General features: G+C 36.6%; 13 protein-coding genes and 1 tRNA gene. 13 read left to right on the plus strand and 1 reads right to left on the minus strand.

Annotated features, from left to right (window positions below; translation table 11 throughout):
* The 13 genes from ACP5S8_RS07045 to purN form a co-directional block, all read left to right on the plus strand.
* Positions 1–186, plus strand: a 186-nt coding sequence (locus ACP5S8_RS07045; RefSeq protein ID WP_461876264.1) for a hypothetical protein, incomplete at its 5' end; no start/stop codon positions are given.
* A gap of 18 nt (positions 187–204) precedes the next feature.
* A complete protein-coding gene (locus ACP5S8_RS07050; RefSeq protein ID WP_461876265.1) occupies positions 205–723 on the plus strand; it encodes a hypothetical protein in 519 nt (172 codons plus the stop codon).
* A gap of 11 nt (positions 724–734) precedes the next feature.
* Positions 735–1934 (plus strand): GumC family protein, encoded by a 1200-nt coding sequence (locus ACP5S8_RS07055; RefSeq protein WP_461876266.1) that lies wholly within the window; start codon positions 735–737, stop codon positions 1932–1934.
* 75 nt (positions 1935–2009) lie between these two features.
* Positions 2010–2276, plus strand: a complete 267-nt coding sequence (hfq, locus tag ACP5S8_RS07060; protein WP_461871175.1) for an RNA chaperone Hfq — start codon at positions 2010–2012, stop codon at positions 2274–2276.
* Between the two features lie 40 nt (positions 2277–2316).
* Complete coding sequence (gene uppS / locus ACP5S8_RS07065; RefSeq protein WP_461876267.1) at positions 2317–3018, plus strand: polyprenyl diphosphate synthase; 702 nt, start codon at positions 2317–2319, stop codon at positions 3016–3018.
* 9 nt (positions 3019–3027) lie between these two features.
* Positions 3028–3100, plus strand: a tRNA-Val gene (locus ACP5S8_RS07070).
* 22 nt (positions 3101–3122) lie between these two features.
* Complete coding sequence (gene eno / locus ACP5S8_RS07075) at positions 3123–4400, plus strand: phosphopyruvate hydratase (RefSeq protein ID WP_461876268.1); 1278 nt, start codon at positions 3123–3125, stop codon at positions 4398–4400.
* Positions 4363–4722 carry a hypothetical protein gene (locus ACP5S8_RS07080; protein ID WP_461876269.1) on the plus strand — a complete coding sequence of 120 codons (360 nt, stop codon included), beginning with the start codon at positions 4363–4365 and terminating at the stop codon, positions 4720–4722. Before eno ends, ACP5S8_RS07080 begins: the two co-directional genes overlap by 38 nt.
* Positions 4694–4987, plus strand: a complete 294-nt coding sequence (locus ACP5S8_RS07085) for a hypothetical protein (RefSeq protein ID WP_461876270.1) — start codon at positions 4694–4696, stop codon at positions 4985–4987. The genes ACP5S8_RS07080 and ACP5S8_RS07085 overlap by 29 nt, the downstream gene beginning before the upstream one ends.
* 21 nt (positions 4988–5008) lie before the next feature.
* Complete coding sequence (gene purL, locus ACP5S8_RS07090) at positions 5009–7201, plus strand: phosphoribosylformylglycinamidine synthase subunit PurL (protein WP_461871130.1); 2193 nt, start codon at positions 5009–5011, stop codon at positions 7199–7201.
* Positions 7171–7653, plus strand: a complete 483-nt coding sequence (gene lspA / locus ACP5S8_RS07095) for a signal peptidase II (RefSeq protein WP_461876272.1) — start codon at positions 7171–7173, stop codon at positions 7651–7653. Before purL ends, lspA begins: the two co-directional genes overlap by 31 nt.
* Position 7654: 1 nt before the next feature.
* Positions 7655–8233, plus strand: a complete 579-nt coding sequence (locus tag ACP5S8_RS07100) for a phosphoribosylanthranilate isomerase (RefSeq protein WP_461876273.1) — start codon at positions 7655–7657, stop codon at positions 8231–8233.
* Complete coding sequence (gene purN / locus ACP5S8_RS07105; protein ID WP_461876275.1) at positions 8230–8862, plus strand: phosphoribosylglycinamide formyltransferase; 633 nt, start codon at positions 8230–8232, stop codon at positions 8860–8862. The genes ACP5S8_RS07100 and purN overlap by 4 nt, the downstream gene beginning before the upstream one ends.
* Before the next feature lie 59 nt (positions 8863–8921).
* On the opposite strand, the gene ACP5S8_RS07110 is transcribed toward purN, so the two are convergent.
* Entirely contained in the window at positions 8922–9329 is a 408-nt protein-coding gene (locus ACP5S8_RS07110; protein WP_461872039.1) for a HEPN domain-containing protein, read from the minus strand.
* Positions 9330–9481: the final 152 nt, after the last annotated feature.

A 9481-nucleotide genomic window follows, 5' to 3' on the forward strand; every position in this document is an offset into this window, starting at 1 on the left:
GCAGGGGCAGCTGGAGCAGGGGCAGCAGGTGCGGCAGCAGGGGCAGCAGCAGCAGGAGCTATGAGCATAGGCACAATAGCTACAGTAGCAGCGGTAGGTGCGGCGGCAATAGGTGCGGCAGTAGCGGCTACTGGCTCATCTACTACAACATCAACTCACGCAACAACTACAACAGCTCACCACTAATAAACGTTTGAGGATTTGGTGAGGATAAAAGGAAGCGCTAAAAATACAGTATTTTTTATATTAATAGGGGTGTTTTCTTTATCACCCCTTATACCATACAATATTTCTTACGCTCAAGAATCTCAAAGGTTAAAAGAAGAAGAAGTATTAGATACAGCCACAAAGCTTTTTAAAGCAATGGAAAGAAAACATTTAAAAAAAATATGGCAGCTTATAAGTAAAAAATCAAAGAAAGATATTGTAGAACTTGTTTATAAGACAATGTTAAAAAACAACGTAAAAACTTATACAAAAGAAGATATAGAAAAAGATTTTGAAAATGGAGGTCCTATAGCAAAAGCTTTCTGGGATGGTTATCTTAAAAATTTTGACCCAAAGAAAGTTTTAGATGAAAGTAGGTGGGAAAAGGTGAAATTTGATGACAATAAAGCAAAAATCAAAATAAAGTACAAGAAAGGAAAGCTTCCATTTTATCTAAAAATGTACAAAGAAGACAACGATTGGAAAGTAGGCCTTGTTGAAAGTTTTGGGTTATAATAATATATAGCATGTCAAATGAAAATGTAAATTCACAAATTGCAACATCTCAAGAAGAAGAGATAAATTTATTAGATATATTTATAATCCTTTTAAAGCATAAAAAACTTATAATATCAATCACAGGAATAGCAGCCATACTTAGCGTAATAATAAGTCTTATATTACCACCGGTTTACGAAGCAAAAACAAGCATAATGCCCCCTCTTGGTATAAGTAAAAGCTCTGGTTTATCGGCAGCTGCAGCAGCCTTTGGACTTGGTGCTATGGCCAAAAACCCTTCAGATGTGTATGTAGACCTTCTTAAAAGCAACTTTGTAGTAGACAACATAATAAAAGAATTTAACCTCATGAAGCTATACAAAGCAAAAAACATAGATATAGCAAGAAAGGACGTCTTAGACCATCTTGATGCAAAAGCTGATCTCAAAACTGGCATCATAACAATAGGATATAAAGATAAAGACCCTAAAAGATCGGCAGAGATTGCAAACGCTTTTGTGGATCAGCTTAGATATTTAAACAACCATCTTGCAGTGACAAAAGCAGCGGTAGAAAAAAGATTCTTCCAAAAAGAGTTAAAAAAAGCTTATAAAAAACTCTTGGAAGCTGAAAAGAACGCTGAGAGCTTTCAGAAAAAAACCGGGGTGATAGAACTAAAACCTCAAGCCCAAGCTTCTATAAACACAATAGCAAATCTAAAAGCCCAAATAGCAGCCCAAGAGGCAAAGTTAGCGGCTATGAGCACATACGCCACTCCTCAAAATCCAGAGTATAAAAAAACCGAAGCTTCTATAGCAAGCTTGGAAGCTGAACTATCATCTCTTGAGTCAAATGCAAAATCAAGCGCTTTGCCTTCTATTAAAAAAGTCCCAGAGGTCTATGGGAAATATATAAATATCCAAACTGAGCTTGGTTTTAGAAAAGCTGTATACGATATGCTTTTAAAACTCTATCAGCAAGCTTCTATTCAAGAGGCAAAAGGCGCTCCGCTTATACAAGTAATTGACAAAGCCACACCCCCTCACATAAGGATAAGCCCCAAAAGAACACTCATAGTAATAGTTTCTACCATGGCGACATTTTTTATATCTATTTTTATAGCTTTTATAAAAGAAGCTATAGAAAGAATGTCCCAAAACGAAGAAGATAGAAAAAGGTTGGAACTAATAAAACAATACGCTTCTTTTGGTAGAAAAGCCAAATCATAAAACTAAGCAGATTGTTTCGCAAAGGTTTCGTATATTTGATATAATAATAAATTATTAACTTTGAGAGGTAAAGCTATGGGTAGTAAGAACGCAGCAAGATTACAAGATTTGATGCTCAACCAAATAAGAAAGTCTAAAGTAAAAGTATCTATATATCTTTTAAACGGTGTAAGGTTGCAAGGTAAGGTAAGGTCTTTTGATCTTTATACGATACTCATAGAAGATGGCAAACAACAAACGCTTGTTTATAAACACTCGATAACCACAATAATACCGGCTGAAAGGATAGACTTAAGCTTCAATGAGATAGACGAAGAGGAAGAAGAAAACTACAACATATAAATTTCATCTTGATTTCACTTTTTTAGTTTATACTAATGTAATGGACTTAAATGTGCCAAAACATATAGCTATAATAATGGATGGTAACGGAAGATGGGCTCAAGAGAAGGGAAAGAGTAGATTTTACGGACACTATGCAGGGGCTGAGGTAGTGGAGCCTGTCACTTTAAAAGCCAAAGAACTAGGGGTAAGTTACCTTACGCTCTTTGCTTTTTCAACAGAAAATTGGAAAAGACCAAAAGAAGAGATAGATGTGCTTTTTAAGCTTTTTAAAGAATACCTTATAAGAAAAGAAGAAAGCATATTAAAAAACGGCATAAAGATGAAATTTATAGGAAGAAAAGATAGAATACCAGAAGAGCTTCTTCAATACATGGAAGATATAGAGCAAAAAACCAGAGAAAATAGTTCAATAACACTTACGCTAGCTGTAGATTACGGTGGACTTGACGATATCACAAGAGCCTTTAACAAGCTTTTAGCTAAAAAAAATAAAATAACCCAAGAGGACATAAAGAAAGCCTTGGACACGTACTTTTTGCCAGCGGTAGACCTTCTTATAAGGACTGGTAATGAAAAAAGAATATCTAACTTTTTACTTTGGGATTTGGCTTACGCTGAGCTTTTTTTCTGCGAAAAATACTGGCCAGATTTTACACCAGAAGACCTTTGTATGATAGTGGAAGATTTTTCTAAAAGAAAAAGGCGCTTTGGAGCAGTGCAACCGGTAGATATGATATAATAAAAAATAAGGCGCGTAGCTCAGTTGGGAGAGCGCAGGCTCGACACGCCTGAGGTCAGGGGTTCGATCCCCCTCGTGCCTATTGATAGACAAAAGGAGGAAACATGAGCAAAATAATAGATGTAAGGGCAAGAGAGGTGCTTGATTCAAGAGGCAATCCCACCGTAGAGACAGAAGTTATACTAGAATCAGGAGCCAGCGGAATAGCTATAGTACCAAGCGGGGCTTCCACCGGTTCAAAAGAAGCTTTAGAGCTAAGGGACAAAGACGAAAGGTATATGGGGAAGGGCGTGCTAAAAGCCGTAGAAAACGTAAACAAAGAAATTGCAAAAGCTATAATAGGTATAGATGCGTCAAATCAAACGGAGCTTGACCTTACACTTATAGAACTAGACGGCACTGACAACAAATCAAACTTAGGAGCAAACGCAATACTCTCAGTAAGCATGGCTAGTGCAAGAGCGATGGCCAACGAGCTTGGTATACCTCTTTTTGCATATTTAGGAGGTATTTTTGCAAGAAAGTTACCAGTGCCTCTTATGAACATAATAAACGGCGGAGTGCATGCAGACAACCCACTTAGCATTCAAGAGTTTATGATAGTGCCTTACGGAGCTGAGACATTTTCAGATGCTCTTAGGATGGGGGCTGAGACGTTTCACACGCTTAAGAGCTTGTTAAAAGAAAATGGTTTTGCCACTTGCGTGGGTGATGAAGGTGGTTTTGCACCAAACTTAGAATCCACAGAGAAAGCTATAGAGTTTATATTAAAAGCCATAGAAAAAGCAGGATATACCCCTGGAGAAGATATCGCTATAGCTCTTGATTTTGCAGCATCAGAGTTTTACAAAGACGGTATATACACTATAGACGGTAAAAGCTACGATAAAGAAGGACTTTTAAACTTTTGTATAAAGCTTTTAGAAAACTATCCGATAATATCTATGGAAGACCCAGCTTCAGAAGAAGACGAAGAGGGTTGGCAACTGCTCACAGAAGAACTAAGCGATAGGGTGCAGCTTGTGGGTGACGATTTGTTTGTTACAAACCCAAACATCTTTTTAGAGGGCATAGGTAAAGGCATGGCAAACGCGATACTCATAAAGTTAAACCAAATAGGCACTCTCACAGAGACTATGGAAACCATAGCCATAGCAAAACAATACGGCTACAACGCCATAGTATCCCACAGGTCAGGAGAAACAGAAGACACGTTTATAGCTCATTTGGCTGTAGGTACAAACGCAGGACAGATAAAAACAGGCTCTTTATCAAGGTCTGAAAGGATAGCAAAATACAACGAGCTTTTAAGGATAGAAGAGTATCTTGGGTACGGAGCCCAATATGCGTCAAAAGAAGAATTCTGGCCGTTTTTACAGTAATTTAATTGTCGTAAGCTTTTTTCTGCTGTCGGTATTTTATACGATATGGAATATCTTCATCAGTTCCTCCAACATATTTTCGCTGATAGCTTTGAAAAGAGCCAGCAGTCCAATAGAAGCTCTTCTAAAAAAAGAAGAGGATAGATATCAATATCTTTATGCAAAAAAACAGCAAATAGACGAAAATCCCAACTTCTTTATGAAAAAGTTTGCCACAGAGTACATGCAGATGCAAAGGCCCAACGAAAAAATAATAATACTTCCAAAAAGCTTATGGTTTAAAAAGCCAGAAGATGATAAAAGCGATGAATCCTCAAAATAGTTTACCCAATCAACTGTTGGGATTCTTACCTTTTCATATAAACCTATCAAGCCTTATGTATGCAATCATCGTAGATACGATAATCTACTTCGCCACCATATGGGCTATGATCTACATATCTCACAAATACGACGCTATACATCTGAGAAAACCAGCTATTTTGAGCTATACTTTACTTAGTTTATTCTTTATAAGTATTATCAAGTTTGCACTTTTGTCTTTGGCTTTTATAGGTATAACATATTTATTGTCAAACCTAACTTAAACCTATGCTAAAATATTTACAATGGATAATTTGCATGGGCTTACACAAGAAGAGTATGAAACTATAAAATCCCTCATAGGTAGAGAGCCAAACGATATAGAGCTTGGTATATTTGGGGTTTTGTGGTCTGAACATTGTTCTTATAAAAGCTCAAAACCCCTTCTTAAAAAATTTCCAACAGAAGCCCCATATGTGGTTCAAGGCCCTGGTGAAAACGCCGGTGTTATAGAATTAGAAGATGTATGGGTTGCTTTTAAGATAGAAAGCCACAACCATCCGTCTTTCATAGACCCTTTCAACGGAGCAGCCACTGGAGTAGGTGGAATAATAAGAGATATAATGTCTATGGGGGCAAGACCCATAGCGATACTTGATTCACTTAGATTTGGAGAAACCTCTAAGAGGATAACAAAAGGTGTAGTAAAAGGCATAAGCCACTACGGAAACTGCATAGGCATACCTACCGTTGGCGGTGAGACGTTTTTTGATAGTTGCTACGAAAAAAATCCTCTTGTAAACGCTTTTTGCATAGGTATAATGCCAAAAGATAGAATGTACAAAGCAAGAGCTACAAAAGTAGGCCAGCTTCTTTTTCTAATAGGCTCATCCACTGGAAGAGATGGAATACACGGGGCTACAATGGCAAGCTCTCAGTTTGATGAAAAAGCCTTAAAAAAGCGTTCCAACGTCCAAATAGGTGATCCTTTTTACGGCAAAAAACTTTTAGAAGCTATAATGTATGTGGCAGAAAATCAATTGGTGGTAGGTATACAAGATTTAGGAGCTGGTGGTATAGCTGGTGCTTGCTTTGAAGTGGCCTACAAATCAAATATGGGCGTTGATATAAGCCTAGACGAAGTCCCACTTAGGGAAAAAGACATGAACGCCTACGAAATACTTCTTTCAGAAAGCCAAGAAAGAATGCTCCTTATAGCCGAAAAAGAAAATTTGCAAGAGCTGATAAACATAGCAAACAAATTCCATCTTTCTTGGTGTGTATTGGGAGAGACCACCGCATCAAACACGGTAAACGTATATTTTAAAAATGAAAAAGTGGCATCTTTAGACTATAAAATAGTAGCAGAAGGTGTGCCAAGCTGTTATATAGCACCTTCTAAGACATTTACGCCATCAGAAGAAAAGTTTTTACCAGATAAAGTAGATCTAAAGGAACTATTTTTAAAAGTAATATCAAACCCAAACATAGCTTCAAAAGAGCATATATACACTCAATACGATTTTGAAGTAGGTACAAACACAGTTTTAGGACCTTCAAGCGACGCTGCAGTTTTAAGGATAAAATGGCCCTTAAGACCAGCGGTAAAGTCAGAACAAGGAATAGCTATAAAAGCCGATGGAAACGCTTACTATATGGAAGCAGACCCTTACGAAGGTGCAAAATGGACTATAGCAGAATGCGTTAGAAATCTAGCCTGTGTAGGAGCAAAAGCTCTTGCTTTTAGCGATTGTTTAAACTTTGGAAACCCAAGAAGAGAAGACGTTGCCATAAAGATGGAGCTTTGTGTAAGCGGTATGGCAGATGCCATGAAAGAGTTTTCAATACCTGTTATAAGTGGCAACGTATCGTTATACAACGAAACCGTTGAAGGCAACACCATCACAAACGTTATGCCAACACCCGTGGTGGTGGGGGTTGGAGTCTTAGAAGATGTGCATAAGCATATGGACCATAGGTTTAAAAAACCATCTAGTTTATTTCTTATAGGAAATTTAAACCAAGAGTACACTCTAAACGGTTCCCTCGTGCAAAAAATTTTAACCGGTGGCGTAAAAGGTGCTCTTACGAAGGTAGATATCGAAAAAGAAAAGCTTTTATCTAAGCTTCTTATAAGCCTAATACAAAAAGACCTCATACTATCGGCTCACGATGTATCGATGGGCGGTCTTATAACAAACATATTTGAAAGTTTGGTAGATACAAACTTAGGAGCTTATATAAGCCTTTACGTAGACGAAGAACCAACTATGTTTTTATTTGCAGAAAACCCCACAAGAGTGGTGGTAAGCGTAGACCAAGATTTAGAAGAGCAGTTTAAAAATGTAGTGGAAGAAACCACCCTTGATTGGATGCTCATAGGAAGCATTGTACCAGAGAAATCTTTTACCGTAGAATACAACGGCAGAGAGCTTATAAGATGTGATTTAGAAATGGCAAAACATATATGGAAAAACAGCCTAAAAGATTTCTTCTAATATACTTTATCACATTTCTAACGGTATTTATCTTAGACGAGATGACGAAGATAGAGATAAGACATATGCTAAAACCAAATGAAAGCATAGATGTACTGCCCATACTAAAAATAGTGCTTATATACAACAAAGGTATCGCTTTTGGTATGCTATCTAACTTGGGTGGCGCATTTAGAGTGTTGCTCTTGGAGATCCTTCCGATTATAGCAATATTTGTAAGTGGTTTTTATGCTTTTAAAAGCAAAGATACAAAAATAAGTATACTAATGGGTATGCTATCAGGCGGGGCTTTTGGGAATTTGTTTGAAAGAGTGTATTACGGCAAAGTTACAGACTTTTTGTATTTTCATATAGAAAATCACTATTGGCCAGCTTTTAACGTGGCAGACAGTGCAGTGAGTCTGTCTATAGCAGGGCTTATTTTATTATCCTTAAAAGAGCGTGAAGGATAATATGGCGAAGGTAAAAATATGCGGTATCACAAACTTAGAAGATGCTATCTTAGCTCAAGAACTAGGAGCCGATTTCTTGGGTTTTATACTTTATCCCAAAAGCCAAAGATACATAGATGTTGAAAGTGCCATTAAAATAAAAAAGCATTTAAAAATACCAACAGTAGCTGTTGTGGTAAATGAACCCATTGAAAAAATTAAAGAGCTTCTTAACCAGTTTGATTTTGTCCAGCTTCATGGAGATGAAGATTGCGCTTTTAGCATATCAAATAGACTTATAAAGGTTTTTAGAATAAAAGATACTTTGCCAAACATAGAAAAATGCTGGGACGAAAATATGCTTTTGTTTGATACGCTATCAGATAAATACGGAGGCACTGGTAAAAGCTTTGACTGGAATATACTAAAAGCTTTAAAAAGAGATTTTTTTGTATCAGGTGGGCTAAACGAAAACAACGTTTACAATCTAAAAGATATAAAACCTTACGCTGTTGATGTGGCTTCTGGTGTTGAGGCAAAACCCGGCAAAAAAGACCCAAAGAAGCTAGAAAATTTTATAAAAAGTGCAAAAAAAATATGAATATAGCGATATTTGTATCAGGAAGAGGTTCAAACTTAGAGGCTATACTAAAAGCCAAAAAACAAGGATTTTTAGATTCAAACTTTTACGTAATCTCAAACAATCAAAACGCAAAAGCCCTTGATATAGCAAAACACTACGATACAGCTTCATTTTATTTTGAACCAAAACCAAAATCTTTGTTTGAAGAAAACGCTTTGAGGCTTTTAAAAGAAAAAAACATAGATTTTATAGTGTTGGCAGGGTTTATGGCGATACTCTCAAAAGATTTCATAAAAGAATATCCTCATAAAATAATAAACATACACCCATCCCTTCTTCCAGCTTTTAAAGGCATAAACGTCCACAAAAGAGTGATAGAATCTGGTGCAAAGTTTAGCGGTGCCACAGTGCATTTTGTAACAGAAGAAATAGACGCCGGTTGCATCATAGCCCAAGCCATCACCCCCATAGACCAAGAAGACACCGAAACCACCCTAGAGCAAAAAGTCCTAAACCTAGAGCACAAGCTCTTACCCCAAGTAATAAAATGGATAGAGCAAGGCAGAGTGTTTATAAAAGATAAAAAAGCCTACGTAAAATATGCCAAATACGGCTCTTATCCTTTTAATCCTGAGTTGGAGATTTGAAAACAATAGTTTACAAACAGCTTATTGGTAAATAAATCCTCTTAGCTTAGGTAAAACTCTTAGCTTATTGCTTTCTCTACGATATCTTTTATCTCTCTTGCCCAATTTATGGCCTGTTCTGCGTCTTCTTTAGTATACTCCTCCGATGGAATAAAATCTTCCATGCCGTAAAAAGATATCTCTCTTTCTTTTCTCAACGTCCTAGATATTTGTTTAATCTTTGTAATATTTGAACTTATTATATCCGGAAATACATTTAAATTTTCTTCTATAAACTTTGAAACGTCGTGAACTTTTGGTATATCGAGTCCATATGCCATTATTAAAGCTTTTAAAAGTAGCTCTACCACTTCTTGAGCTTCTCTTACAACATCCGCATAATCTTGTTCAGATTTTAAAAACTCTAAAGCTTTTAACCTCTTTTCAGAACGGATTAAATAATCTTTTACCAACCTATGCCTTTGCATTTAAAATTCTCCAATATTTTATGCCTTTGTTTAGTTCAATTATCTCACCGCTTTTAATTTTATTTTCTATACTACTTTTCATAGCTTTTACAATGCCTGATTTATCGTAAAGCGTAATATAACTATCAAATATCCCAAGGTAAACCGGATGA

It is taken from the genome of Hydrogenobaculum sp. (genome assembly GCF_049967395.1).
Classification (GTDB): Bacteria; Aquificota; Aquificia; order Aquificales; family Aquificaceae; genus Hydrogenobaculum.